General features: G+C 70.4%; 20 protein-coding genes and 1 pseudogene. 7 read left to right on the forward strand and 14 right to left on the reverse strand.

The features are described 5' to 3' along the window. Positions 1-253: 253 nt before the first annotated feature. On the reverse strand, positions 254-1,306 hold the full coding sequence (locus tag C8D89_RS27620) for a hypothetical protein (RefSeq protein WP_133252092.1): 1,053 nt from the start codon (positions 1,304-1,306) through the stop codon (positions 254-256). 274 nt (positions 1,307-1,580) lie between these two features. Beyond that, positions 1,581-2,000, reverse strand: coding sequence for a MerR family transcriptional regulator (locus C8D89_RS27625; protein ID WP_116711360.1), 420 nt, complete (start codon positions 1,998-2,000; stop codon positions 1,581-1,583). A gap of 294 nt (positions 2,001-2,294) precedes the next feature. Between C8D89_RS27625 and C8D89_RS27630 the strand changes: the two genes are divergently transcribed. Then, entirely contained in the window at positions 2,295-3,500 is a 1,206-nt protein-coding gene (locus tag C8D89_RS27630; protein ID WP_165825977.1) for a GAF domain-containing protein, read from the forward strand. Between the two features lie 33 nt (positions 3,501-3,533). Here the strand turns inward: C8D89_RS27630 and C8D89_RS27635 are convergent, their stop codons facing one another. From C8D89_RS27635 to C8D89_RS29600, 4 genes are read right to left on the reverse strand one after another with little or no spacing between them, the layout of a single operon-like run. Next, entirely contained in the window at positions 3,534-4,544 is a 1,011-nt protein-coding gene (locus C8D89_RS27635; RefSeq protein ID WP_116711362.1) for a poly-gamma-glutamate biosynthesis protein PgsC/CapC, read from the reverse strand. Then, positions 4,537-5,859, reverse strand: a complete 1,323-nt coding sequence (gene pgsB, locus C8D89_RS27640; protein WP_116711363.1) for a poly-gamma-glutamate synthase PgsB — start codon at positions 5,857-5,859, stop codon at positions 4,537-4,539. The genes C8D89_RS27635 and pgsB overlap by 8 nt, the downstream gene beginning before the upstream one ends. Further along, on the reverse strand, positions 5,856-6,695 hold the full coding sequence (locus C8D89_RS27645; RefSeq protein ID WP_133252093.1) for a nucleotidyl cyclase domain-containing protein: 840 nt from the start codon (positions 6,693-6,695) through the stop codon (positions 5,856-5,858). The genes pgsB and C8D89_RS27645 overlap by 4 nt, the downstream gene beginning before the upstream one ends. A gap of 16 nt (positions 6,696-6,711) precedes the next feature. Beyond that, positions 6,712-6,858 carry a hypothetical protein gene (locus C8D89_RS29600; protein WP_165825978.1) on the reverse strand — a complete coding sequence of 49 codons (147 nt, stop codon included), beginning with the start codon at positions 6,856-6,858 and terminating at the stop codon, positions 6,712-6,714. Positions 6,859-6,992: 134 nt separating this feature from the next. On the opposite strand from C8D89_RS29600, the gene C8D89_RS27650 reads away from it, so the two are divergent. Beyond that, positions 6,993-9,053, forward strand: coding sequence for a CapA family protein (locus tag C8D89_RS27650; RefSeq protein WP_207787468.1), 2,061 nt, complete (start codon positions 6,993-6,995; stop codon positions 9,051-9,053). On the opposite strand, the gene C8D89_RS28875 is transcribed toward C8D89_RS27650, so the two are convergent. Both C8D89_RS28875 and C8D89_RS27655 read right to left on the reverse strand, forming a co-directional pair. Then, positions 8,948-9,706, reverse strand: coding sequence for a protein rep (locus C8D89_RS28875; RefSeq protein WP_133252094.1), 759 nt, complete (start codon positions 9,704-9,706; stop codon positions 8,948-8,950). The two genes, C8D89_RS27650 and C8D89_RS28875, sit on opposite strands and share 106 nt — an antisense overlap. Positions 9,707-10,829: 1,123 nt before the next feature. Further along, positions 10,830-11,228: a hypothetical protein gene (locus tag C8D89_RS27655; protein ID WP_116711366.1), complete on the reverse strand. Its 399-nt coding sequence runs from the start codon at positions 11,226-11,228 to the stop codon at positions 10,830-10,832. A gap of 1,750 nt (positions 11,229-12,978) precedes the next feature. Between C8D89_RS27655 and C8D89_RS30890 the strand changes: the two genes are divergently transcribed. Further along, complete coding sequence (locus C8D89_RS30890; protein WP_279323414.1) at positions 12,979-13,104, forward strand: hypothetical protein; 126 nt, start codon at positions 12,979-12,981, stop codon at positions 13,102-13,104. Between the two features lie 76 nt (positions 13,105-13,180). Here C8D89_RS30890 and C8D89_RS27660 read toward each other — a convergent pair whose 3' ends face one another. Both C8D89_RS27660 and C8D89_RS30895 read right to left on the reverse strand, forming a co-directional pair. After that, positions 13,181-13,477, reverse strand: coding sequence for a hypothetical protein (locus tag C8D89_RS27660; protein WP_133252095.1), 297 nt, complete (start codon positions 13,475-13,477; stop codon positions 13,181-13,183). Positions 13,478-13,899: 422 nt separating this feature from the next. Further along, a complete protein-coding gene (locus tag C8D89_RS30895; RefSeq protein WP_279323410.1) occupies positions 13,900-14,325 on the reverse strand; it encodes an ATP-binding protein in 426 nt (141 codons plus the stop codon). A gap of 1,811 nt (positions 14,326-16,136) precedes the next feature. Between C8D89_RS30895 and C8D89_RS27670 the strand changes: the two genes are divergently transcribed. Continuing rightward, on the forward strand, positions 16,137-16,250 hold the full coding sequence (locus C8D89_RS27670) for an ATP-binding protein (RefSeq protein WP_279323411.1): 114 nt from the start codon (positions 16,137-16,139) through the stop codon (positions 16,248-16,250). Between the two features lie 125 nt (positions 16,251-16,375). Here C8D89_RS27670 and C8D89_RS27675 read toward each other — a convergent pair whose 3' ends face one another. The 4 genes from C8D89_RS27675 to C8D89_RS29960 all read right to left on the reverse strand — a co-directional run bounded on the left by C8D89_RS27675 (position 16,376) and on the right by C8D89_RS29960 (position 21,448). Continuing rightward, positions 16,376-16,951 carry a GIN domain-containing protein gene (locus tag C8D89_RS27675; protein ID WP_165825979.1) on the reverse strand — a complete coding sequence of 192 codons (576 nt, stop codon included), beginning with the start codon at positions 16,949-16,951 and terminating at the stop codon, positions 16,376-16,378. Positions 16,952-17,441: 490 nt separating this feature from the next. Further along, positions 17,442-19,364, reverse strand: a complete 1,923-nt coding sequence (locus C8D89_RS30900; RefSeq protein WP_133252097.1) for a hypothetical protein — start codon at positions 19,362-19,364, stop codon at positions 17,442-17,444. Between the two features lie 1,020 nt (positions 19,365-20,384). Further along, positions 20,385-20,723, reverse strand: coding sequence for a rhodanese-like domain-containing protein (locus C8D89_RS27690; RefSeq protein ID WP_165825980.1), 339 nt, complete (start codon positions 20,721-20,723; stop codon positions 20,385-20,387). A gap of 338 nt (positions 20,724-21,061) precedes the next feature. After that, positions 21,062-21,448, reverse strand: coding sequence for a hypothetical protein (locus C8D89_RS29960; protein ID WP_207787469.1), 387 nt, complete (start codon positions 21,446-21,448; stop codon positions 21,062-21,064). Between the two features lie 214 nt (positions 21,449-21,662). Here C8D89_RS29960 and C8D89_RS30905 point away from each other — a divergent pair. The 3 genes and pseudogenes from C8D89_RS30905 to C8D89_RS27705 all read left to right on the forward strand — a co-directional run. Beyond that, positions 21,663-22,274 (forward strand): annotated as a pseudogene (locus C8D89_RS30905) (serine/threonine-protein kinase); the annotation flags it as partial. A 594-nt stretch (positions 22,275-22,868) separates the two neighbouring features. After that, entirely contained in the window at positions 22,869-23,564 is a 696-nt protein-coding gene (locus tag C8D89_RS30910) for a cytochrome D1 domain-containing protein (RefSeq protein ID WP_279323413.1), read from the forward strand. A 765-nt stretch (positions 23,565-24,329) separates the two neighbouring features. Continuing rightward, complete coding sequence (locus C8D89_RS27705; RefSeq protein ID WP_116711373.1) at positions 24,330-25,124, forward strand: hypothetical protein; 795 nt, start codon at positions 24,330-24,332, stop codon at positions 25,122-25,124. Positions 25,125-25,318 lie beyond the last annotated feature (194 nt).

The following is a 25,318-nucleotide window of genomic DNA, read 5'->3' on the forward strand; positions in this document are numbered from 1 at the left end:
CCGCAGCGGGATGGGGGACCTCGATCAGCGGGCCTCGGTCGGCTTGCGGGGCTACGACGAACAGACCCCACCCGTGCCGTCGCGGCGCCGACGGGACGGGCTGCTCGGTCACCAGGAGGAGTTATGGAACTGGCTCCTCCGAGAACCACACATGCACGGGCTTGCCTGCCGCCGCCGACCTGGCTAGTTCCTCGGCGGTACCCGATGCCGCCCGGTGGGTGGGGGTACCGTTCGCGAGACACGCCCTGGTCGGCTAATCCTCACGCAGGCCGAAGGCCGTGACGTCCGCGAGCCGGCGCCGTCCGACTGGGTCGGATCGGATGGAGGCCTCGACCTCGAGGTGTACGAACTGCCCGCCCATCGCGCGGGCTGATCTTCCCTGCAGGTTCTGTGTCGCTGCGAGCCGGTCACAACGGTCGCGGTGCTGGAGGCACACTTGGAATCCGGCGCCTTCCAGGGCTGAGGTCAACGACATCGAGGTGGGGCTGGGCGGGCCGCCCTCGTGCGCTCCGTCCGAGACAACCGTGTCCCCATAGTGGCGTGGGTGGTCGTCACCATCGAAACCGTGCACTTGGACGACGGTCTGCCCGGGGGCCACGAGGGCGTCGTGTACAGCGTGGAACGCGGTGTCGGGCTCATGGGCGACGTCCGCGTCGGGTGTTGCCGAACGGTGCGCGCCCGCCACGAGCAGCGCCGAGCCCGACAGAGAGCGGAACACGTCCACGCCCAACAGCTCGGTTTGTCGATCCGCAGCGGGATGGGGGACCTCGATCAGCGGGCCTCGGTCGGCTTGCGGGGCTACGACGAACAGACCCCACCCGTGCCGTCGCGGCGCCGACGGGACGGGCTGCTCGGTCACCAGGAGGAGTCGCCTGCCCGTCGCCTCGTCGCGGACCTCCCGCACGACATGGTCCAGCGGCCCCAAGAGGCGGGCGGCCCCCCCAATGTCGCCGTTCCGGGCAAGGTCCACGGCCTCGACGAGGGCCCGCGCCTCCGGCGCCGTCGGCGCCCTGTAATGATCCTCGCCCTCGCCCGGGTTGGCGGCCACGAAGTCGCTGACCATCTCCTCCAGATCGACCTCCTGCGGACCTCTCGGCGAGCAGGCCCCAAGAGTCAGGACCACAAGGAACGCGAGGACAAGAGTCGCGGCCAAGGACACCCCCTGACTCAGGGCCCGCACCACATCAACCACCCATCGCCGTCTTCGGTTGATCTCGCCTTGCTCGCGGCACTGGTCTCGAGGGCGCGCGCCGTCGGCGACCTTCCCTGCGTGGTGACGCGACGGCCGCGGACTGGTGACCACCACGGGGGCGAGCATCGTTCCATTTCGCAGCACGAGCGCAGCAGCGACTTCCGCCGACCCGGCACGCGGTCCTGAACGACCGCGCGGCACAGCGACACCACGTGGGACAAGTGCCCCGGCACCACTCCACGGGTGCAGAGCCTCAGCCGACGGTCGTACCAACGAGGAGACTTCGGCTCTCTCGCTGGTCCCCGCTCCATGGCACGTGCCGCCCGTTCTTCCTTGGGACGATGTGAAGGGCGGGCGCGAGCGGTCGGGGCCGTACGCCCCGCCGCGCTCACGGTACTTCAGCGCCCTCGATGACGGGACACACCGCGGCACGATCTTGCGAGGTCACCTCGGCGCATTCACCAACTGCCTCGATCAGGCATCGTCGGAGCGCCGCGAGGTCATCGATCGCCTTGTCGATCTCCCGTACCCGCTCGACCAGGCGTCCCTTCACCGTGGGACACACCGGCCCACCGCGGCGGTGTTCAGCAAGGATGTCGGCGATGTCGTCCAGCTTCAGCCCGAGGACCCGGGCTCGGCGGATGAACCGCAAGGTATCCACCTCGTCCTGGCCGAAGAGCCGATATCCGGCGGCAGTGCGACAGAGGGGAACCACCAAGCCCCTGTCTTCATAGATGCGCATGGCTTTGCGTGACACGCCAGCAGCGGCAGCCGCCTGGCCCGCGGTCAGTCCACTAGGCCCCATCATCGCCGCCCTCGATGGCTCTTCTCGGCCCGTTCGTCGAGTTGACCTGGCCCCTAGGGCCAGCTCTTACCGTCGCGAAGGTGTAACGCCGCCCCCAGGCGCAGCACCATCTGTCGTCGGGGGCGTGCCCGTCGCCCCAGGGCGCCCCCGACGGCCCCGACGGCCCCGACGGCCCCGATTGTTGCAACCGTGAGGGAGCTTCGCCGGTCGGCGTGACAAGCAATGCCTCCAGGCGGAGCTAACACACGTACGAATGGCGTACTCGACGTGCTAGGCAAAGCGACGAGGAGGTCGCGGATGGTCAACCCGCTTTGCGGGGTCGAGCCGGCGGGTGTGCTGTCGGCGGTGGCCGATCCGGACCGCCTGGCCGTGGTGGAGCGCACCGGGCTACAGGGAGGCGCAGACTCGACGTTCGATCGCTTCGCCCGCCTGGCGTCGGCCCTGCTGGGCGCCCCGGTGTCGTTCGTGACGATCGTTGGCTCAGACGGCCAGGACCTGCCCGGTGCGTGGCGCGGGGACGATTCCGGGCACGGGACCCGGCACATGCCGCTCGAGGAATCGTTCTGCCAGTTCTCGGTAGTGACCGGTGAGCGCCTGGTGATCGATGATGCGCGTCGCGACCCGCTCGTGCAGCGGATGGACCCGGTGACGCGCGACGGAGTCGCCGCCTACGCGGGCTACCCGCTGCGGACGCCGGACGGACACGTCCTCGGCTCCCTGTGCGTGATCGACCACCAGCCCCGGGACTGGTCGCAGGAGCAGCTCGCCCTGCTGAAAGAGTTGGCTGACGTCGTCCTACAGGAGGTCGAGCACCGCCACACCCGGCGGGCGCTGGCCGATGCCCACGAGGTTGGTGCCCGCCTGAGCACGGCGCTCGGTGGGGTCGACGACGCCCTGAAGGGCCTCGCGGCGACTGCCGAGCAGCACGACGACCTGCGGGTGCCGCGCTACGCCGACCTGGCACTTGCGCGCCTCCGCGAGGTCCTCGACCTGGCGGCGGGACTCGAGCAGGACGCCCCGCCCCCGCTGCCGGAGGCCGCGGGGTCCGCTACTGTCGACCTGCGCGATGTGGTCGACCGTGCAGTACGCAGCACGCGTCTGATCACGCGGACCGAGAGCCTGGAGGTGGAGCTCGGGACCGCGCCGGCACCGGTACGCGGCGACCCCGTCGAGCTGGAACGCGCGATCGGCCACGCGCTCGTGGCCGCTCTGCACCACGTCAGCGACGGGGGGACGGTGGGCGTGGCGGTGGGACGCCGGGGTTCCCACGCGTCCGAGGTAGGCCTCACGATCTCCTGCCCGAGCAACCGTGTCCCGGCGGCGGAGCTCGCCCGCGTCGTGGCCAGGTTGCGCGCCACATCGGACGGGGAGCAGATGGCGGCGGGAGAGCCGGCGACGATCCGCCTCGTCGGTGGCCGCACCTCGGCGCAGGGCGGTCCCGTGACCGCCACGGCGACCTCCGATGCCCTCGAGGTGGTCGCGGAGTGGCAGGTGGCGGCGTGAGGCGAGCGGGTGACAGCTCCTGGCGCTCGTAGCTCAGGCCACGCCGAGGGCCTTGAGACCCGCGGACACAAGATTCATCGTGCCGTAGACACCCAGGGCGGTCAGCCCGGCACCCCAAACGGTCTTCTCCCAGCCCTGGCGCTGGGCGTCGTTCGCCAGCAGTGCCGGCGCCATCAAGGTCATGATCGTCAGGCCGCGCCAAACCAGGACGTCGCCTCCCGTGGCCCACGCCACGAGCAGCTCGCCCGACCAGGCCAGGATCGCGCCGACGAGGACCATCGTGCTCAGCTTGCGCCGTCCGAAGATCAGCAGCCGGGGCATGAGCAGGTGGACCACGACGGCCCATGTCGCCACGGCCACGACGAGGGTGAACAGCACGTCGAGCCAACGGGGGGCCAGCAGCGCGAGGTAGGCGCCGGTGATGAAGCCCCCGGAGCGCACGCCGACATGGGCGAACACCAGCATCCCGATGAGGACGCTGACGGCCACCCCCACCAGCAGCAGGTCCCGGTCGTAGCCGGCCACTGATGCGAGCACGGGCACCGTCGAAGGTGACAACGGCGCGATGGCCAGCAGGGAGTCGTAGACGAACACCACGACGCCGAGCACGGCCGTGGTGGCCAGCACGGCCAGGACGGTCCGGCCCGGACGCTGGCGGGCCATGTCGTGGGCGAGGATGCCGGGGACCAGGAAACCGATGCCGGCGAGCCCGAAGAGGATCGGGTCGAGAGCCCCCAACCGGCCGGCGACGATCGTCGCCACCATGATGACGCCGAGCCCGACCAGGACCTCGATCTCGAACTTGCGCCGACCGTAGAGGATCGCCCGGCGCGCGAGCACAACGTTGACGACGACGTAGGTCAGGTACGCCCCGACGATCGTGGTGACGATGAACAGCGGCGCCGCGAGGTGCAGGGCGAGGTACGCGGGAACGATGGCCCCGCCCGTGGTCAGCTGGACCCGTTCGTAGAACAGCATGCTGATGACGACACCCACGACGAGGGCAACCCGGACGACCTCCGGCCGGACCAGGTACTCATGCACGGTCGGCGTGCCCTCCGCGACGGGCCGCCTGCCGGCGCAGGCGGATCACCCCGGCGGGCATGCGGGCCGGATCGCGGGACTCCTCGAGCTCGCTGCGCTGCCCCGTACCTCGCAGGTGGTCGAAGTGCTCCAGCAGCAGCTCCGCCTGGTCGGTGTGGATGTTGACCATGCCGAGCAGGACTCCGTCGCGGCCGGGGACCAGCGCGGCGATCTCGGCGAGGATCCGCTCGAGGCTCGGAGAGACGGTCTCGCCGAGCTGGTGGATTCGTTCGCACGGGTAGCCCTCGTTGGTCATGATCCTGGTGACCTGCTCCTCGTAGGCGCCGAAGGTCACGACGTGATCGAGATAGGGCGCGAGGTCGTTCGGCACCATGTGCGCGAACAGCTCGGCCCGCCGGCCGCGGTCGCGGCGGTTGTTGAGGATGCCGATGACGGTGGACCCCGCGGGGAACATCGGCTGGAGCCGCTCGAAGGTCAGCACCACGCTCTCGCGGTCGTTGGCCGCGAACATGGGCACCCAGAGAATCCGCTTGCCGTTGACGTCGTAGGTCCTTAGCCGGACCACGCCGACGTCGGGGACCGACTTCCACATCCCGCGCAGGGCCTCCTGGCGCCGGATCCCGACGAGGCGCGCGATTGTGAGCCCGATCGCCACGTTCTCCTTGAACTGGAGGTAGTCGAAGCCGCGCATGTCCTCGTCGTCGACGATGGCGGGGTCGGCGTAGACGAGGCGGCTGCCGCGCGCCTCGGCGTTGCGCCGGAGCCGGTCGCGGAGGTGCTCGCGGTCCTCGGCGGTGATGAGCACACCATCGCGGGGAATCGTCATCGACAGCGAGTCGGCGATTTCCTCCAGGGTCTCGCCCATCTCCTCCTGGTGGTCCTCGCGGACGTTGGTGATCACCGTAATGTCGGAGCGGACCATGTAGTCCTGCGAGTACTGCTGGTAAAGCGGGCGCACGGCCATGCACTCGATGACGAGTGCCTCGACGTCGCGGGTGACGTGCGCGGCGACCACGTCGAGCTGCTCGTTGATCGTCGCCGCGCCGCGGCGGTAGATGGGGAGCTCCTCGCCGTCGCGCTCGATGATCCGCGCCGCGGACCCCGTCGTCTTGGCCACGGTCACCAGCCCGCCCTCGCGCAGCACTCCCGCGACCAGCCGGGTGACCGTCGACTTCCCGCGGATGCCGTTGACGTGGACCCGCACGTCGAGCTGGTCGAGCCGGCCGTGGTGTCCCACCACGGCAATGCGCCAGTAGAGCAGGAGACCCACTGCCAGCGCGCCGAGGATCGCGAGGCTGACCAGGGCGGCGCTCACTGTGCACCTCGCCCGGTCTCTGAGCGGTGGCGGGCGCCGGGCGGACCCTGGCCGGGGTCGTCCTCGCGGATGGAGGCGCGGGCCGCGACCAGGAGGTCCTCGGCCCGCGGTGTCTCGTCGGACAACGCCGCGAGGCCGGCGTGCACTTCGGCGCAGTCGGCGAGCGTGCGGCGCCCGTCCTCCTCGCGCACGGTGAAGCTCGCCCGCGTGGCGGCGTCGACCAGGGGGCCGAGCAGCAGCCAGGCCCCCTCGACGTCGGTCTCGGGCAGGACGGCGCCCACCTCCTCCGGTGAGAGCGCGAACGGGATGTCGATCTCGCGCAGGAGACTCTCGACCAGGCGCGCCACGGTGCGGTGGGCGCGCATCCGGGTGCCGTCACCGAGGTCCGGGTCGGTGATCTCGGTGCGGATGAGGATGACGGCCAGCGGACGGCGGTGCCGGCGGGCGCGGGCGATCTCCTCGTCCAGGCGCGCCGTGACGGCCTGCTCGGTGAGCAGGCCGAGCGAGCCGTAGGCGGCCGCCGCGCCGCTGCTGCGATGCCCCCGGTCCGAGCGCAGGACCGAGCCCGCCAGCCCCGCCAGCGCGCCGACGACAAGGAGCCCGAGTGTCGTCTGGAGAGACGCGACGAAATCGGCCGGGGTCCAGGCCCCGACCGCCTGCTTGACCACGATCACCACCGCTGCCGTCACCAACCCGACGACGAGCCCGCCGAACGCACTGACCAGCACGCCGAGCACCACCGTCAGCACCAGCGCCGCGGCGGCCAGCAGGTGGAACGGTGCGGGTTCGGCCCGCATCAACAGGCCGGCCAGGGCCGCCGCGAGAGCCAGCAGCATCACCGGTCGGTGGCGGTCAGTCCAGGCCGATGTCAGGAGGCCCCTGATCGCTCCCACGGTCCCTCCAGCGGTGGCGGGCGACGATGAACAGCGCGACGAAGACCGCGAGCGCCGCCGCTCCCCGCACGGCGGGCAGCTCCCACAACACGGCGAGCAGGTCCATATCGCTCTATCACCGATCCGTGGGTTTCCTACACCTTTCGAGTGGGTGAACGTCTCATAGCGTGGCCGCGCGCCGCGCGATCGGGAGCGGGAGGGAAGCCGGTGCGGCACGGACGGCGCAGCGTCCTCGAGCGGGTGCGATGGCCCCTGGCAATCCTCGCGGTCCTCGCGCTGGCCGCGACCGCGATCATCGTTGGGCGCGCCGTCGCCCCCGGACCCGCCGACGACGCCGGCACCCTCGTGGGCCGAGCGGTCGACGAGAACGGACGGCCCCTGCCGGGCCTGGCCGTCGAGGTGGACGGTGAGGCGGCCACGACGGACGCTGCGGGGAGCTTCCACGTGCCCGGTGTCGACGCCCCACGCCTTATCACGGTCACCGCCGCCGGCCGGCTGCCCCGCACCCAGGCGGTCGCCCCGGGTGTCCCGCCCGAGTTCCGGCTCACCGCCGCGGCCGACACGATCTCGCTGCGCATCGGCGGCGACACCATGTTCGGGCGGCGGTACTACGACGTCGATGACGACGGCAACCGGCGCGACGGGCTGCTACGGGAGGGCGCCTCCGTCGCCGAGCACGCGGCGCTGCTCGACGCCGTCGCCCCCCTGCTGCGCGACGCCGACCTCACCGTCGTCAACCTCGAGACCCCGGTGGTCGACAAACCCTGGGTGGATCCGACGCGCCCTCGGCCCACGGCCTTCCACCCGACCAAGGACTACGTGTTCGCCTCCGCGCCCGAGTCGGCGGACGCGCTCCTGCAGTCCGGCGTCGACGTTGTGTCCCTCGGCAACAACCACGTCAACGACGCCCTCGGTGCCGGCCTAGACAGCACGCTGGACATCCTCGACCGCGCCGGACTCCCCCACTTCGGTGCGGGCCGGACGGTGGACGAGGCATGGCGGCCGGCGGTCGTCGAGCGCGCAGGTCATCAGATGGCCTTCCTCGGGTGCACCACGATCACCGGCAACGAGCACGCCATCCCCTACGTCGCCGACGAGCGACAGGGCGGCGCAGCCCGCTGCGAGACCGCCCGCCTGGACCGCGAGGTGCGCGCGGCCCGCGCCCGCGGCGAGACCGTGGTGGTCATGGTCCACGGCGGCGAGGAGTACGTCCCGACCCAGACCGAGCTGGTGCGGGGGCTCGCACGCACCGCCGTCGCTGCAGGCGCATCTGTGGTCGCCAACGGCCACCCGCACGTCGTGGGCGGCGTCGATCAGGTCGGGGACGCTGTCGTGGCCGAGTCGCTGGGGAACCTCCTGTTTGACCAGACCGTCTGGCCGACCTTCCCCTCCTACCTGCTCCGGGTCGACCTGCGAGTCGGCCGCCCGGTCGACACCAGCGTCGACCCGCTGTTCAGCGACGGCTACATCCCCCGCCCCACCGTCGGGCTCCTCGCCGACTCCGCCGCCCGCCGTGCCGCAGGGCTGACTCCGGGCCCCGACCAGCGTCTGCGCGACCCGGGTGCGGTCGTATCGCCCGGCGAGAGCCCACCCCGCAGCGTGGGGCGGCCGGTCGCGGGCGGCACGGTCGCGCGGCTGCAGCGCGGGTGGTGGGTCGAGCGGGCGCCCGACGGCGTCGCCGTCGGGGACGACCTGCTCACGACCGGCTCCTTCGAGGACATGGACACCGACCCCGGGACCGGTGGCGGCCACGGCTGGAGCCTTGGCCCGAACGCGGAGCTGACATCAACCGCCGCGTGTTCGGGCGTGCGGGGAGCCGAGCTGCGCCGCAGCCCTGTCAGCACCGACGACGTCGTGGCCACCCCACAGCACCGGCAGCTGACGGCACCCGGAACGCCGCTCTCGCTGCTCGTGGGGGTCCGGGACGCCTCACCTGGCTCGACGGTCGAGCTTCGGTGGTACCGCGACACCCGGGGCGGCAGCAGCAGCGTCACCAGCATCCCGGTGCCCACCACGCCGCGGTCCGACGGTCCCTGCGCCCTCGTCCGCCTCGACGCGGTCGCGCCACCCGGAACGGTCGCGGTCCAGCCGATCGTGCGCCTCGCCCCACCCCTCGAGGTCCACCGCGGGGCCCGCCTCGCCATCGACGACGTACAACTCGTCAGCTGGGCGCTACCGGGAGCGACCGGGCGCCGCTACGAGGTCGTCGACGTCCGCACCGAGACCGTGCTCCCACTCGCGGCCGACGGCGACGCGAGCACCGAACCGTTCGCCTTCACCCACTTCGCCCACCGACCCTGAAGATGCCCGGCACTCCCCCGCACGCCCCTCGTGCCCGTGTAAGGGGAGCCGATCCTGCGGCGGCCTACTTGAGATGGGGCGGTGCTCCACTTTGTGAAGTATCCGCCGACGGCGTCGTCGGAGCCGTCGGCGGCGAATCGGACCCGGCGGGCGTCTATGCCGCGGACGGGTGTCGAGTCGAATCCGGAGCGGCGCAGCGCGCGGTCCCAGCGGGCCCAAGCGCGGAACGCGACCCGCTGCGCCTCGGTGTCGTCGATGTCCCCGGACCAGCACCACAGCGCGTGGACGTGCAGGTGCCAGCCCGAGCGGGGTGTCTGGGTGGCTTCGACGACCCGGCACCAGCCGAGCAGCCCGGGTGCGTCGGCGTAGAGCTTGCCGCCGCCCACGACCGCAGACCAGCCTTTGGTGACCGCGTCCCACAGCTCGGCGAGCCGGTGCCCTTTGTGGTGCCGCACCGTCAGGGTCACGAGGTAGGCACAGCCGCCCATGAGGCGAACCGCGGCCATCACGGCGACGAGCTCGACGGCACGGCGGGCGGCGATCTTCCCGGCACAGCACGGGCACGCCCACACGCTCGCGCACGTCGACAACCCGGCATAGCCAGCGCCGCGGCGAGCACTGGCGCGCATCGTCGGGCCACCGGTGCCGGTCACCGAAACCTTGCGGCACGCCCGCAACCGATCCAGCCCGGTGATGCGGCGGGCACCGCTGATGTGTCACCGCTGACCATCCACCACCGTTCAGCACGGCGGAGACGAGCAGCGACAGCCTCGTCAACCTTCCCCGACTCCGCGGTCCGGGCCCATTCCGACGGGTTGTCTGCGTAGTTACCAAGGGGGCCGGCGGCGACTGCGCGCGGCGCCTTCGGCGCCGCCGCGCGGGCAAAGCCTCCTGTTTTCGCCCTGGCTCGCCCGCGCGCAGTCCTCCGGTCGGCGGTCGTGCTCGAGGTGCCGGGGCTCGGGTGGTCAAGAGCAGAGACAGAGCCTCCGGCGGGCCTCGCTCCGGAATGGGGGAGGGCGCGGTCTCCCCGCCCCGCCGCGTCGGCCCCGGAGGGGTCGCGCACAACGCCGGCCACGTCAAGCGCCCCGCTGGTGCGGTCGGGTGCGGTTGGGTGTGGGCTCGGGGGCGCTTGACCCGGCCGTCAACGTGCGCGAGCGCGAGCGCGCCGACGCGACGGAAGGGGGAGCCCTCGGACCGGGGATGTGCGGCTCGGGCGCCAGGAGTGAGGCGAGCCGGTCGCGTTGCGCCGGGGTCAGCGGTGGGGCGGCGGCGAGGAGCTCGGCGACGTACTGCGTTACTCGATCTTGCGGGAGGTTAACTACCTGCCCCGGGTCCGGCCGCTGCCCGTCGGTACGGTGGTGGGCCTCGGTCCCGGCGTGTGCGGGGGGCATGCCGGGGCCGTTCTTCGGACCTCGCTCGGCGTTTGTTCGGCAATCGTAAGGTTTCTTGGTGGACGCTGTCCCGTCGCGGGTGGCAACGTCGCATGCCCCGATCGCCAGCCCGGGGCTGCTACTCCGCGAGCCGGGCTGCGGGGCCCCGGGGCGCACACTCCCCCCGCGTGCGCGCCGGGGCCCATCACACGCGATGTTTAGGGCCGGGCGGCCGCCGTCAACTTCCCGTAAGTCCCGCGGTTCACACCGGGAGCGGTGGGGCGAGGCCCCGACGCCAACGTGGACGCCAGTGTCGGCGTCGGGGCCGCCTTCAACGTTCACGACCGCACCCCGACCGCGGCGCAGTAGCCGCGGTACTCGCCGAACCACGGTGCGCGCATCCGCATCAGGGGGCGGCCAGGGGCCGAGACGACGGCGATACCAGGTTCGGCGGTGCGTGTTCGCCGCCGAGTTCGCGGGCGTCATCCCCGTGCAGCATGGTCAGGGACTCGGCCGGCACCCGGAAGCTGATCGTGAGACCGAGCTGCTCACGCAGGTATCCGCCCCCGACGGCGGCGGCCTCGAACCGCCGGGCGAGCACCAAGACGCGGAACGCGGCCTTCCTGCCCTCGCTGGCGAGCCGCAGCATGGCCGAGGTGATCCGGTCGCCGAGCTTGCGGTCGCGGGCCTGGGCGGCGCGCAGCAGGCCGGGCCACTCCTCGGCGACGACCAGGACGAGCGGGACGTCGGCGGTGGGGCCGATCTTGTCGGTGCCGGGGGGCATGTCGGCGAGCCGGCGATCCATCAGCTCGACGAGCCGTTCGAGTGCCTTGGCGTGCTCCTCGAGGTCGGCGGTGCCGGCGGCCTGATACTAGCGGTGACGAGTTCCGTTCCATGGGCTGCCAAGCAGTAGGCCGGTGATGTCGGAGCCGGCCACGAGGACGTCAGGGGCATGCGCGACTTGACTCAACAAGCCGTAGCAGAAGCGACTCTTGCCCGAGCCGTTCATGCCCTGCACGGCCAGGTGCACGGGCTCGGCGAGCGGGTGGGAGCGTTACCGCTGGCATAAATCCAACGGCCCGGAAGCAGCTGGCGGGGCGCGGTCGCCCGGGCGCTTGTTTCGATCTCCCACATGAGGCTTGGCTCTGTGCATTCGGATCACGGCGCGAGAGATGGTCGCGCTCATCAACCGCTACGTGTCCAGTTGCAGCCCCCCAGGAACTGGATCCCTGTGTCACTACGGCGAACTCTCCCACGGTCCGTTCCACGGAATAGCTTATCAGCGAGGATGGACGGCTCGTCGGTGTTGGACAGACGAGCCCAGTAGCAAACACCTCCTGAGCCGCTGGTCTTGTAGCGGCCCGGCGCGATCTCGCCAGACGCGAGACCGACTTCGTAGGTGCCGTCCTCATAAGCCGACGATGCCCCATCGGGCGTCGAGGCGTGAGAGCCAGGTGGGTAAGGCGGGGCTGAATACGACAGGGTCGGTTGGGCCGATGCCGCCTGATCAACTGGCCCAGAGTCGCCGACCGCTACGCCGAAGACAAAGGCCACGAACGACGCGACAGCGCCGAGTCCCCACGCCACCCATTGTTGACGAGGTTGCTCAGATGTCCGAGGGGACTGCGGGTGCCGAGGCGGAGATGTCAGCGGAGGCTGCACGAAAGGCACTTCCCGAGGTACTGGCGGAACTCCCATGGTGTCAGTACCATGATCGTCATCATCCGACTGACCCATGGACGCCCTTTCTCGTCCTGACGAACGTCGTTCCTACCGTTGACCAACTCTCTCGCAGCCGGTTAGTGAAGGGCAACTCCCAAGTCTAATCAAACAGAGACTTCACCTAGGAAACCCTGGGTACGACCTCTTCGTTCAAGCAACCCGACTGATCGGACCACCGCTTTCTCCTGCACGCGGCGTATTCGCCTATGAGGCTCTCCGAAGGTCGAGGCGCCTCGGCCCGGATGAAGCCGACAAGCCCAGGGGGCGTCGACAAATCGTAAACCTGGGACGCCTGCTGTTGCTCGTTCTCTATCAAGGCGCCACCGGGGGTTTTTGAAGCCAATGGCGGTGACCTGGCTCGAGCAGTGACGTCGTTGAGAGACCGCCGCCCCCACGTCCGCCTTATCGGCCATGGTCTGGGGTTTGAATCGGGGGCATTTCGACAACGCTACGGCGATTCTGCGGCTGCAGACCGCTGACGCTCCAGACGGCAACCATAACGGCGACCATGACGGCAATCAGCAGTAGGGCGCCGACGACGAACCACGGCCACCGCCCGCCCGTCGGCGCGTGCCCTCCGGGTCCGTCCAGAGGATTGTCTCGACCGCTCGAGATGGCCCCCCTGATTCGGGGACCTCCTCGGTCCGGCGGTCTGTGGGGCTCGCGAGGGCGTGTCATGCGGCATCCTCCACAGACTTCGCATAAGCCCGGAAGAATCCCAGCTTCCCGCCCGGGAGCGGGTGGTGGACCGTCAGCAGCGGGTAACTCCTCGTTCAAGTCACGACCTACTTCGAGAAGGGGGCGCAGCGATGATCGGTCTCATCTTGGCTCTGTTGGTCATCTGGCTCGTGCTGACTGTCCTGGGGTTCGTGCTCGAGGGCCTGTTTTGGCTCGCCATCGTGGGGATCCTGCTGTTCCTCGCGACCGCTGCGTACGGCGCGGTCAAGCGACGGGGCTAACTCGACAGCAAGGAGCACTTGACCAACCGTGTCCTCGACGTCCACGGCGTGAACAGCCAGCCGATGCCCGGGCACCCTACGCCGAAGTTGCGTATCGCTCGAGCCGGTGTCCGACGAGGAGCTGGACGTCCAGCGCGAGTGGTTCGTTGGGTTCGACGGCGACCGGTTCGCCGCCCTCGACGATGCCAGCGGCGCGGCCAGCTCCCGGTAGAGCACGGTTCTGTAAGGACACGGGGCCGTGTGCCGTGACGGTCCAGGCGTCGTCGTCGGCCTGGACATGGAACGAGCAGACGTAGCCGTAGGCGATTCGGAACCGTGGCGGTGCGAGGAACAGCAGCCGCGACCCGTCGAGCAGGAAGTCTGTGGGCTGCACCGCGGGCAAGGTGAGGTAGGTGTAGAGGAAGCGGCCGGTGGCGCAGGAGCGGAGAAGGCTCTCGCAGTCGCGCGGCGCGATCTCGGTCCACCTCGTTGGCCTAAGCATCGCTCACCGTCCTCCGTCGAGGGTGCAGGCGTCCGGACCCGCACGCGGGCTGCTCGACGTGGAGGGGCGGATGTCACGCTAGGACCACGAGGCGACGACACCATAGGGACCTCCAGGCACGCGGAAGGCCCTCAATCCCCTGGTAGCCCGGGCCTGTCGGCGGACACCCAACACGAGGCGGTCCAGGCCGAAAGATCGAGTCACGAGTCCCGTCCCACGCAGCTCGATGAGCCGTTAGGACAACGAGAAGTAAGAACGGCCCCGGAGGGACGAGGGGGGAGTCGTCCAGCCGGGGCCGTGGCTCCACCCTACTGTCAACGGCCAGTTCGTGGTCCCCGCTGGTGGCCAGGAGAAAGTCCCCCGTCCTTGGGGTTGTTCAGCTGCTGGCGGCCGGGAGCTCCTTTCGCTCGGGCTTGGCGCATGCGGTAGGACTCGCCGTCGGTGACCACGACGTGGGCGTGGTGCAGGAGCCGGTCGAGCAGGCTGACCGCGGTGGTGTGTTCGGGCAGGAGCCGGCCCCACTGGTCGAAGGGCCAGTGCGAGCTGACCGCGAGGCTGCGGCGTTCGTAGGCGGCGGCGACGAGGCGGAACAGCAGTTGGGCGGCGGTGTCGTCCAGCGGGGCGAAGCCGATCTCGTCGATGAGGACCAGGTCATGGCGCAGGTCCCGTGGCTGGTGACGCCAATCCCGATCACCGTGCCAGCGGCCCCCATCAACAACATCGGCTTTCCTGGCCGGCACCCGTAGCGAAAGGCGCGAGCCCATGGCACAACCGGGCGCGCCGTCCGCTTCCGAGCCGCCCGTCGGGCCGCGCTCAAATCACTCAAGACTAGGAATTGACTTCGCCCTCAGGGTTCGTCGCTGACGGCGACCAGGTGCTCGATGCATGCGGGGCTCCGCGACTGCCGTCCCTCGAGCCGCACCGGTCCGCCGATCTCGGACATCAGGTGGGCGCGCATCCGAGCGCGGGCGTCGTCGTCGGGTCCAGGAAGTGAGTCGCCGGCGACACGCAGGGCGGCGACGAGGTCGAGAGCTCGGGCAAGGACGGGGTCGTTCGGACGGCAGGCCGGCTGCGCTCCGCGGCCCGCGGCACCAGACTTCCCAGACCCGCTCGCTGCACCGTCACCACCGGGCGCGCCGTCCGCTTCCGAGCAAACACGCAGACACCCCGCCAGCATGGACGCTTGATTTCCCGGAGTCGAGGTGGGGAACCGTTGGGTGTCGGAGACAACCGTGAGGTGACCGGCCTCGAGCACTCGCCGATCGAACCTTTCCGTCACGGCGTCGTCGATCCTCGGGCCCAAGGCGCGCAATTATCGACGAAAAGGTCGGCGACGGTGAGTGGGCCGCGCGCCCTCCTCCACTCATCACGACGGTGTGATTCCCACTGCCGCTGTGAGCAATTCTGCACACCGTTAGAGTCTTGGACCGACTGCACCAGTGCCCCCGAGCCTCGTGGTGTTCGCGCTGTGGCGACATTCTTAATAGACAGTGCCGCGCGCTCGGCCGCCCGACCGTTGCTGGACCGAGATCGCGGTGACACATCTGTGTCGGGATGTTGGCCCCGATCGTTACGTGGTCGCGTCGACAGGAGGCAAGTTGCGTCATTTGGAGGTAACGAGCTCCGTGTCCGGGTCACCGCCACTGAGTTTCGGGCGCGGACTATCCCAGGCGGCGGAACGAATCCACGATCAACTCTTGCGTCAGCCACGATGATGCTGTGAAGGATACGGTCCGTTTCGTCCCCCTCGAGGCTGCCCACCGGGCCATGGGGTATCAGAGAGCAGCTCCGGGACTCGATCGGCCCGGGGTTCGACCTTCCGACGGTCGCCCGTCCGGGCTGTTCACGCCTTGACCCACGGCTGCCTCCGTGTCGCGGACGACGAGCTGGTGCCCGGCACCGGCGCGTGGCGCGAGCAGCCGGGGCTGCACGAGTGGCTGGACTTCCCGCGCCGGGAGCGGGCTCGGCTGCGCAGCGAGGGCGTCGACCCCCGATGAGTGGACCAGTTCGAACTTCCAGCGCACACCGGCCCGATCAGGGCACCGCGACATACAAGATCAGCAGCCAGATGGGCGCACAACCAACATCATGCAGCCAACCAGAACCATGAAGCCGATCATTGCGTCGCATCGTCGACTCCGCTTGAACGAGTCCGCACGGCGGGCAGGACGGGACGGCCGCCGCCGGGGTGAGACTGGGAGCGCGGCCGTCATGTTCTGCACAGCGCCGACCAGGAGCACCCCATTAGCTGCCGTGTGGGGAGTTCGGCCGCTCGGCCGATCCGGTCGCGCCGTCCGCGACGTCCTCGGCGACCGTCAGCCGAAGCCAAAGCGGGCATGCCCTGCTCGTTTGCGAGCTTCCGAAGATCAGCGCCTCCCGCCCGCCGCCGGGGTCCGGGGCCGGTCGGCTACGGTCGTTACCAGCCGTCGCGACCCACGAGCCACCGTGTGGATCACTTCGGGCTGCCAGCCGGACGACCACGTGATGATCGCGGGGTCGAACACCCCGACCTCAACCCCCGGCGCCGTGTCGACCTGCTCTGCCTTACGAAGTGGGATACCTCGACCTCGAGCGCCGCGGCGCCGAACTGCTCTTCCAGGTCCTGACCGAACGCGAGAAACGCGCCGCCTTTGCCGTCGCCTCCAACGAACCCTTCAGCGGCTAGACCACGACCTTCACCGACCCCGGCTCCGCGCGGCTGCACAGGAGCCTCCCTCGACTTGATGGTCGTCGCAGCCGGAGGATCACTCGGGAGCCACGAGGAGCGCGATGCCCCGCTCCTTCATTGCATCAGGAGGTGATCGTGGAGGCCCCGGAGGCGGAGCGTTCGGTGATCCTGGGATCGCCCAGGTAGCGCAGGTGGCTGGCGCCGTCGGCGCGGGCCTGGAGAGTGCGGTCGGCCGCAACGGCGCCGCTCGAGGCACCGGACATGGTGACGTCCAGATCGGAAGCGCTCAGTTGGGAGAGGGCGAGCTCACTGGCCCCCGTAGCGGTGGCGCGTAAGTCGGAGGCCCGCCCGGACAGCTCCGCGGTGCTCGCTCCGTCGACTGTGAGATCCAGCCGGGTGACGTTCAGCGAGCCGTTGACCCGGCTGGAGCCGTCAACGGTGAGGTGCACGCCATCGCCGGTGACCCCGTCGAGGTGAAGCCGGGCGGAGCCGCGCACAGCGAGGTGGTTCACATTTTGAACCCTGACGTCCACGGTCAGAGTGGCCTGTTCAACAGCGGTGCCCGGACGCAGACCTACGCGCAGCTCGTTGCCGGTCACGGTGGCCTCGACCCGATCCATGAGGTTGTCATCGGCACCGACCGTGGCCTGCTCGGGGCCACCAACCCCGACGCGAGCGACGAAACCGTCCTCGATCACTACAGTCGTGACACCTGCCGCGGGCATCTGTCGGGTAGTCAGGCGCCCGGAGCCGACGTCGCCACCGGTCTGGGCACCGAGGTTCCATCCGGACGCACCATCAGCGCCTGGCGCCCCGTCCTGTCCGGATGTCCCGAACCCTCCGGTGCCGCCCGACCCGCCCGGTTCACCGTCCCCACCGGGCGCACCATCTTCCCCCGAGGAGATACCCAGACATCCAGCCACCATCATGATCGCACCAAGAATCATCAACGATCTCAGCACCGAAACGGTGACGCGCTGACGGGACGACATCGTCAGGTCCCCCTCGTGGTGGTTCGCTGCTCATCGATGAACCGACCGGCGTTGACCACGCAGCCAAGGGTTGCACCGGTCCGTGGTGGCCCGAGACCGTGTGCGGGGGCACCGCCTCTCCGCTCCGCAAGGCGGTGCCCCCGCACACGAAGCCCAACGCCGCCGTGACCCACCCGGCGGCGTCGGGGTTTCGTGGCTACTCGGTGGCCGAGCCCCCGGTGCCCCCGGTGCCCCCGGTGCCGCCGTTGGCGGCGCTGTTGGACTGGGTGCCGCCGGAGTTGACGTTCTCGGCGTTCTCACCGTCCCCGCCGTTGCCGCCACTGCCGCCGGCGCCCCCGGTCCCGCCGACCGCATACCCGCCGCCGGAGTAGTACGAGCCGCCGTCGGCATCGGCCTCGCCGCCGGCCCCACCGGTGCCCCCGGTGCCGCCGTTGGCGGCGCTGTTGGACTGGGTGCCACCGAAGTTGACGTTCCCGGCGTTCACGCCGAACCCGCCGTTGCCGCCACTGCCGCCGGCGCCCCCGGTCCCGCCGACCGCATACCCGCCACCGGAGTAGTACGAGCCGCCGTCGGCATCGGCCTCGCCGCCGGCCCCACCGGTGCCCCCGGTGCCGCCGTTGGCGGCGCTGTTGGACTGGGTGCCACCGAAGTTGACGTTCCCGGCGTTCACGCCGAACCCGCCGTTGCCGCCACTGCCGCCGGCGCCCCCGGTCCCGCCGACCGCATACCCGCCACCGGAGTAGTACGAGCCGCCGTCGGCATCGGCCTCGCCGCCGGCCCCACCGGTGCCCCCGGTGCCGCCGTTGGCGGCGCTGTTGGACTGGGTGCCACCGAAGTTGACGTTCCCGGCGTTCACGCCGAACCCGCCGTTGCCGCCACTGCCGCCGGCGCCCCCGGTCCCCCCGACCGCCGACCCGCCACCGGAGTAGTAGTGGTGGTAGTAGTTCGAGCCGCCGGTCGCGGCGGCGTCGCCGCCGGCCCCACCGGTGCCCCCGGTGCCGCCGTTGGCCGCGCTGTTGGACTGGGTGCCACCGAAGTTGACGTTTCCGGCGTTCACGCCGAACCCGCCGTGGCCGCCACTGCCGCCGGTGCCCCCGGTCCCTCCGACCGCCGACCCGCCACCGGAGTAGTAGTGGTGGTAGTAGTTCGAGCCGCCGGTCGCGGCGGCGTCGCCGCCGGCCCCACCGGTGCCCCCGGTGCCGCCGTTGGCCGCGCTGTTGGACTGGGTGCCACCGAAGTTGACGTTTCCGGCGTTCACGCCGAACCCGCCGTGGCCGCCACTGCCGCCGGTGCCCCCGGTCCCTCCGACCGCCGACCCGCCACCGGAGTAGTGGTGCCGGCCGCCGGTCGCGGCGGCGTCGCCGCCGGCCCCACCGGTGCCCCCGGTGCCGCCGTTGGCCGCGCTGTTGGACTGGGTGCCACCGAAGTTGACGTTTCCGGCGTTCACGCCGAACCCGCCGTGGCCGCCACTGCCGCCGGTGCCCCCGGTCCCTCCGACCGCCGACCCGCCACCGGAGTAGTAGTGGTGGTAGTAGTTCGAGCCGCCGGTCGCGGCGGCCGCACCGCCGGCCCCACCGGTGCCCCCGGTGCCGCCGTTGGCCGCACTGTTGGACTGGGTACCGAACGCGTTGGCGTTGAGCAGGTTGAGCCCGAACCCGCCGTCGCCGCCGGCCCCGCCGGTGCCCCCGGTCCCTCCGACCGCGAACCCGCCACCGGAGTAGTAGTGGTGCGAGCCGCCGGCCGCCGCCGGGCCGCCGGCCCCACCAGTACCGCCGGTGCCGCCATTGGCGGCGCTGTTGGACTGGGTACCGAAAACGTTCAGGTTGGCCGCGTTCAGCCCGAACCCACCGTCGCCGCCGGCCCCGCCGGTGCCCCCGGTCCCCCCGACCGCGAACCCGCCACCGGAGTAGTAGTGGTGCGAGCCGCCGGCCGCCGCCGGGCCGCCGGCCCCACCAGTACCGCCGGTGCCGCCGTTGGCGGCACTGTTGGACTGGGTACCGAACTCGTTGAGGTTGGCCGCGTTCAGCCCGAACCCACCGTCGCCGCCGGCCCCGCCGGTGCCCCCGGTCCCCCCGTTGGCGTCGTGGGCGAGCGCGATCCCCGCCCCGCTGGAGAGCATGACAGCGGTGATTGCAGCGCCGCCAACCACAGCCGATGTGCGCCCGGTGTGAGCGCGAGGCTTGCGGTGTCGAACCGACATCTGGGTTTCCCCCTCAGTTGCACTGACTGGACCAACGGCTCCGGTTCGCCGCCGCGACTTCAGCGAGCCCGGACCGTGACCCGTTCGTCGCCGAGCTACGGAAGGTAGTTACACACCCCCGCGAAATTGCGCTGATTGATGCCACGGCACGCGGGTAATCGGTCCAACCAGATCGATCGTGATGCCCACGATCCCTCGCTGGCAGACCAGCGCCTCAGACAGACAACGGTGGTGTGTGGCGGAAGCCCCTCACGCCTACTAGATCAACGTTCCCCACGTCGTATGTCGGTTGCATGCGGGATGTCGGGGCCGGGGAGCGAGCCTGCCCGGGGGTGCACGTGCACGCTCCGCACGCCGAGCGCGGACACCGCCCGCGCGTCCCGTGCGAGGTGACGCGGACTCATCGGCACCGCTGGGTACGCGCCAGCCGGGCGCGCACCGTTGAGGCAGCACTGCAACACCACCGCGGCACCAGGTCCGAAACCCGTGCTGTCCCGCCATGGGGACGGAGGCGATTGCCCGGCCGGCACAGCGCTCAGGTCCGCAGCCTGGGGCCGTGGTCGTCGGGAGCCACAGCGCTCGCCGAGCGCGTACATCGTCGCGTCCATCAGGGCGTGGGAGACATCCCCAGCTGCGGCGAGTAGCAGAGCGGTCGCCGTGAGCCCCCGTTCCACGATGTTCGCTCACACGAAACGGTCCCACCGACCGTGCTCGCTAACTGATCGTGATCAAGCGGGCCAGTAGGCCGGACTCGGGCGGCCGTTCGGGCGCGGAGCGGACGCAGCCATGCCCGCGAGGTCATGCCGACGCGGGCAACACAGGCCGAGCTGGCCCGATCCCGCACAAGTCTTCGACGTCGACGATCGCCGGGTGCGCCCAAGTGAGGGCCGCGGTCGAGGCCGGGTCGGGGTGGACGTCGCGGCCTCGAGGTGAGCGTGCCTACCACCGGCGGTTGAGCGGGCGCCCGGCCGCGCTCCACGCCCGTGTTCCGCCGGCTACCACGTAGGACTCGACGCCGACCTCACCCAGGATGGCGGCGGCATCGATGCTGCGCTCGGCATCACCCACGACGCCCACCCGGATGAGCACGGGGCGCCGCGCACCGAACAGGCGCACCCAGAGCTCGTCCTCGGGATCCCGTAGGCGACCCGGCAGGTCCGGCAGCCGCACTGGTAAGGAGCCCGGGATGTGGCCTGCCGCGAAGTGGTCGGCGTCGCGAACGTCGAGCAGCACGACGTCGCGGCGCTCAAGACCCTCGGCGAGCTCGTGAACCGACATCTCCTGGTACATCGAGCCCCTCAACAGACGGCCCCGCGGGCGCGGCGTCCCACCGCCCCCATCCAGCCCGATTATCGCTGCCCACGGAACTCGCAGCGACCAGCTCCTCGTGGGGAATCGCTCCACGCGCTCGGCGCGGAGCACCGCACCGCCAAGCCCGGCACCGTCCTCTCGGCTCCGGGCCGGGCGCGGATGCGCGCGACGTGGTTCGGCGAGCACTCAGGTACCGCGACCGGGTGGCGCCGCGGTGAACAATGAAGACCCCCGACGCCACATGCGTGATCTCACGGTGCTGCTGCGGCCCCAGCCACCCACCTCGGGCTCGAGGGTCGACCACGTCACCCGGCACGACCGCCGCCCGCCAGGTCCGAGCCGCCGCCGACCGGCGTGTCCCGCAAGCCCGAACCAACGTGATCGGCGCTGGTGACGTCGCTCGCGACGAACTGGCGGCATAACGCTTCGAGCGCCACGACGTCGGCGGAGGGTGCCGAACCCGGGAGCCGTCCCGCGAGCGCTCCCACCGCTTGTCGCGGTCGCCCGAGCAGCGACTTCACGGCCAGGCATCCCTGGTCCCGAACGCCTTTGACCTTCGCCGTTAACGCGGGAGCGTCGCTATGGTTTGCGGTCCTGGTTCGGGTCGCGAAGCGTTCCAAACGGCTCAGCAGAATGGTCACAACGATTACAGCCGCAGGTAGCAGCAGCGGCACCCACAAGAATCCGATCATGCACCCCCCACACCGTTCTCATCGTGCCGCGTCCGGTGCGTCGCCGCGACCGTCGAGCGCTCAACGGCTGCGTAGTGCTGATCGCGCCGGCCGACTGGTCAGGGTCGGGATCGGTGGAGTAGGTCGGCCACGGTGACGTCGGCCAAGCCGGGCTGACGGTGGTGAGCGTCGAGAGCGTCGCCTCAATGCGGAACGTCTTGACGACGAGCACTACCGGGCCCGATTCCTGCGCGAGGCGAAGCTGGCTGCGCGCCTTGCCGACCCCCATGTCGTCCCCATCCATCAGTGGGGCGAGCAGGACGGGCGCCTATACATCGACATGCGCCTCGTCGAGGGCATGAACCTGGAGGAGATGCTCAACCGGAGCGGCCCCCTCCCGGCGCGCCGCGCCGTCGACATCATCAGCCAGGTGGCCAGCGCGCTCACTGCCGCGCACGAGGCGGGTCTGATTCACCGCGACGTGAAGCCGTCGAACATTCTCATCACCACCGGCACTGACGGTCGCGACTTCGCCTACCTGGCTGACTTCGGGATCACGCGGAGCGCGGGGACGGATGCCACGGGGCTCACGACCGGCATGATCGTCGGCACGGCTGACTACATGGCCCCGGAGCAGTTCCGTAGCGAGGCCGAACACCGGTCGGACATCTACGGGCTCGGATGTGTCCTATTTCGGTGTCTGACGGGGTCGGTACCGTTTCCTAAGCCCGACCTCCCGCCGCTCATCTGGGCGCACTGCCAGGACGAGCGCCCGAAAGTCTCAGACCGCGCGCCGTGGGTGGGCACGCAGCTCGATGGTGTCATCCGTAAGGCAATGGCGATCAAGGCCGACGACCGCTTCAACAGCGCGGTGGAGTTTGCTGCCTCGGCCCAGGCGATCGCGGACTGCCTCGAGTTCCCGCCACCAAAGCGCTCCTTCACTCAAACCCTGCGTACCCGACTGAAGCCGCCGCAGCGGAAGCAGCCTTCTGAGCGCCTGGGGGCAGACTTCATGTCCCGGCCCACGGTCTCCTACAGCAGACGGCGCGCTACTCACCTGGGCATCGCCATCGCCACCGCTGCTGTCTTGCTGCTCGGGGCTGGCCTGGCAGCACTCACGCTCGGAGATGGGTCCTCTGAGGCCAACCCGATCGCGACAGTCCCCAGCCCAGAGCGACCAGCCGTCAGTACGGCTCTGCCGCGACAGCTCAACACGCTCACCGTGCCCGGGCGACCGGAGACCGTTGCGGTCGGCAAGGACGGCACCCGCGCGTACATGACGACGAGCGACAACAACTCCCCGGCGCTGCACGTCATCGACACCGACGCCAACAGGGTCATCAGCTCAACCCCGATTGCCGGACTGCCGCGTTTCGTCGCCGTGTCCCCGGCCACAGGAAACGCCTTCGTCTCGTACAACGACCTCGCGTCGGACCGCCTGATGCTCGCCGAGTATGACGTGGCGCAGCAGCGCTTCGTGAGGTCGATCCCGACCGGCCAGCCGGCGGACAGGAAGTCCGGACAAACATGGCTGTTCGTTTTCGCGATCTCGCCGGATGGTAAGCGCATCTACGTCCCGCACCACACCCAGTCCTCTGTTTCGGTCGTGGACGTTGACGCCAACGGCCCAATCGCGCAGATTCCGATGCCGAAGCACCCACACTCCGTCGCTCTGAGCCCCAACTCGCCTTTCGCGTACGTCGCCGCGCACATGAGCGGCGAGGCCAACGTCATCGACACGAGGACAAATACCTTCGTAACGAGTATCCCGATCGGCAGCGGAACCGCCCCGCACGATGTCGATGTGTCTCCTGACGGTCGACGGGCACACGTCGCCAACTTTGAGGACGGCTCGGTAAGCGTCATCGACACGAGCACGAATCAGATCGTCACGAGAGTGCCCGTGGGTGGGCAGCATCCGCAGTCTGTCGTCTTCGCCGCCGACGGTAGGCGGAGCTACGTGGTGGACAACTCGAACGACACGATCAGCACCATCGACAACGGGACGAACCAGATCACCGGCACCGTCCAGGTCAACCGAGGTGCATCGATGATCGCGGTATCCCCGGACGGCACGCGTGCCTACGTCGCGAGCCGCGATTCCAGCACCATCACCACGTTCCTCACCGCGGCGTGAGGCATGTCCTCGCATCGGCCGATTCACCTCCGGCTTGTCGAGGGCCAGCCGCAGGACGAAACGCCCTCGGTTGGCAAGGTTGACGCCCAGAGCGCTGAGGCTGCCCTCGCCGACGTACTGGCGGGACCGGAGGGCCTTGAGGACGCCGGCTCCGTGACCGCGCGGACGCTCTTGCTTTGGCGATCATGGCGGGCCGCCAGCCGGACGATGAGCCCCACTTGGGCCTGAACCAACCGTGGCCGTCGGGCTAACAGAGGGCTCTGCTGGTTGGAGAAGTAGCGGTTACACGTGAGCCGGTCTCGGGCTGTTGCGGAACTCGCGGCGATCCGCCGAGCCTCGGCCCCGTCCGTCTGCTCGGGGTGACCCGCGAACGACGGTGGCGCGGTGGTCACCGTCGACGGCAGGACGGCGCCACCGGCCAACGCGTCGGGCAGGCCGCCGGGAAGCTGTTCGGCCTCGAGCTCGAGGGCCTGTCCCACCAGGACCGCGAATTTGAGGTCGCCAAGGCCTTCGTGCGCTTCGCCGACGGCGCCGCCCGCAAGGCCGCGGCGGAATCGGCCGGGGGATCGCCGCGGGCCGCGGCTGCGGCCGCCGCGTCGGCCGCGGCCCGCCGCCTGGCCCCGGGTCTGGTGGGCGTGCTCGAGCCCGGGGCCGAGGGGGCGTCGCGCCCGTGGGCAGTGGGAACGGCGCGGCGACAACGTTGTGATCTTCGGGGTGTGACAAGCAGATGCGGCTGCCGCCGCACCGATCGGCAGGGGAGCAGGGATGAGCGCGTTCGAGACCCATGAGTGGGAGAGCTACGAGTCGTTGGAAAGCCCCGGCGAGTGGGAGTCCCAGGAGTGGGAGTCCCAGGAAATGGGAGGAAGCGGGGAGTGGGAGTTCGGCAACAGCGAGATGACGTCGCAGGAGGCGGAGCTCGCTGCCGAGCTTCTCGAGATCACCAGTGAGGAGGAGCTCGAGCAATTCCTCGGCAAGCTGATCAAGGGCGCGGCCAAGGCTGTCGGCGGGGTGGTCAAGGGGCCGATCGGGAAAGCGCTCGGCGGTGCGCTCAAGAGCGTCGCGAAGACCGAGCTGCCGATGGCTGCGGGGGCCCTGGGCAACCTGGTGCTGCCCGGTGTGGGTGGCGCGATCGGCTCGAAGCTCGGGTCCATGGCCACCAAGCTCTTCGAGGTCGAGCTGGAAGGTCTCGGCGAGCAGGAAGCCGAGTTCGAGGTAGCCCGCCGCTACGTGCGTTTCGCCTCCGCCGCTGCCCGCAACGCCGCCCGCGCTCCGAGTGGGGCCCCGCCGCAGGCGGTCGCGCGCGCCGCCGTGACGGCGGCCGCCCGCCGGCACGCACCCGGGCTGTTGCGGGGGCGGCCCGAGCGGCGCTCCCGTAGTCGGTTCCGGCCCCGCCGGGGCGGCTACGGCTTTCCCCCCGACGGGGGGCGCGGCGACGCCGGCAACGGCACCGGCGGCTACGACGGCGCGGATGCCCAGGACGGCTACGACGAGGACGGCGGGCAGCGGGACTCCGGACGCTGGGTCCGCCAGGGCAGCAAGATTGTCATCTACGGGGCATGAGGGTGCCGGAGCGATGAGCTCACCTGCCGCGGCCGTGTTTCTCGAGCAGGAGGCGCGAGCCCTGCTGACCCGGCTGGACCAGATCCGCCCGATCGTCGATTCGACAGTCCCGTGCGGGCGGCCATCGAGGCCCGCGACCAGTGCGTCGCGTTGGTCGGTGTCTCTTCCAGGGTCGCGGTCACCACGTCCTCGAC

Origin of the sequence: Actinomycetospora cinnamomea (genome assembly GCF_003096675.1) — a bacterium.
Classification (GTDB): domain Bacteria; phylum Actinomycetota; class Actinomycetes; order Mycobacteriales; family Pseudonocardiaceae; genus Actinomycetospora; species Actinomycetospora cinnamomea.

Bases quoted from the DNA above. Each gene is read 5' to 3' on its own strand.
- C8D89_RS29960 (WP_207787469.1), bottom strand. From the start codon at position 21,448: ATGATCGGATTCTTGTGGGTGCCGCTGCTGCTACCTGCGGCTGTAATC.
- C8D89_RS27625 (WP_116711360.1), bottom strand. From the start codon at position 2,000: ATGATGGGGCCTAGTGGACTGACCGCGGGCCAGGCGGCTGCCGCTGCT.
- C8D89_RS30900 (WP_133252097.1), bottom strand. From the start codon at position 19,364: ATGCTCTCCAGCGGGGCGGGGATCGCGCTCGCCCACGACGCCAACGGG.
- C8D89_RS27705 (WP_116711373.1), top strand. From the start codon at position 24,330: ATGAGCGCGTTCGAGACCCATGAGTGGGAGAGCTACGAGTCGTTGGAA.
- C8D89_RS27630 (WP_165825977.1), top strand. From the start codon at position 2,295: ATGGTCAACCCGCTTTGCGGGGTCGAGCCGGCGGGTGTGCTGTCGGCG.
- C8D89_RS30910 (WP_279323413.1), top strand. From the start codon at position 22,869: ATGCTCGCCGAGTATGACGTGGCGCAGCAGCGCTTCGTGAGGTCGATC.
- C8D89_RS27690 (WP_165825980.1), bottom strand. From the start codon at position 20,723: ATGTCGGTTCACGAGCTCGCCGAGGGTCTTGAGCGCCGCGACGTCGTG.
- C8D89_RS29600 (WP_165825978.1), bottom strand. From the start codon at position 6,858: ATGGACCTGCTCGCCGTGTTGTGGGAGCTGCCCGCCGTGCGGGGAGCG.
- C8D89_RS27645 (WP_133252093.1), bottom strand. From the start codon at position 6,695: ATGCTGCTGGCTCTCGCGGCGGCCCTGGCCGGCCTGTTGATGCGGGCC.
- C8D89_RS27655 (WP_116711366.1), bottom strand. From the start codon at position 11,228: ATGGATCGCCGGCTCGCCGACATGCCCCCCGGCACCGACAAGATCGGC.